1 protein-coding gene is annotated in these 427 nt (G+C 67.2%); it reads right to left on the bottom strand.

The features are described from left to right. The coding region (locus EN893_RS37700; protein WP_245490998.1) for an ATP-binding cassette domain-containing protein at positions 1-402 on the bottom strand (402 nt) is incomplete at its 3' end. Positions 403-427 lie beyond the last annotated feature (25 nt).

The following is a 427-nucleotide window of genomic DNA, read 5'->3' as shown; positions in this document are numbered from 1 at the left end:
CTCCAGCCCCATGCGCGCAAGTTCACCCATTGCCGCCGCCTCGGCATGGCCAAGATCCGGCTCCACCTGGCGGGCGGCGACGACGACATTTTCGAGCACGGTCATGTGCGGGAAGACGCGGATGTTCTGGAACGTGCGGGCAACGCCGGAGCGGGCGAAGCGGAAGGCCGAAGCCTGCCGGACCACGCCACCCACCGACACGGTGCCGGCACTTGGCTTGATATCACCGGCCAGCATGTTGAGCAGCGTCGTCTTGCCGGCGCCATTGGGGCCGATGATGCCGGTGATGCTGTCGGTCTCGAAATCCAGGCTGACGTCGTCGACGGCGACGACGCCGGCATAGCGGCGCGACAGATGGACGGCGGCGAGCCGGTCACTCTCGACATGCCGTGATGGCTTCAACGGCGCCACCGCGGCATGTCGAGAG

The organism is Mesorhizobium sp. M7A.F.Ca.CA.004.04.2.1 (assembly GCF_004022825.1).
Taxonomy (GTDB): domain Bacteria; phylum Pseudomonadota; class Alphaproteobacteria; order Rhizobiales; family Rhizobiaceae; genus Mesorhizobium.
This window is presented reverse-complemented; position numbering and strand designations above follow the sequence as displayed.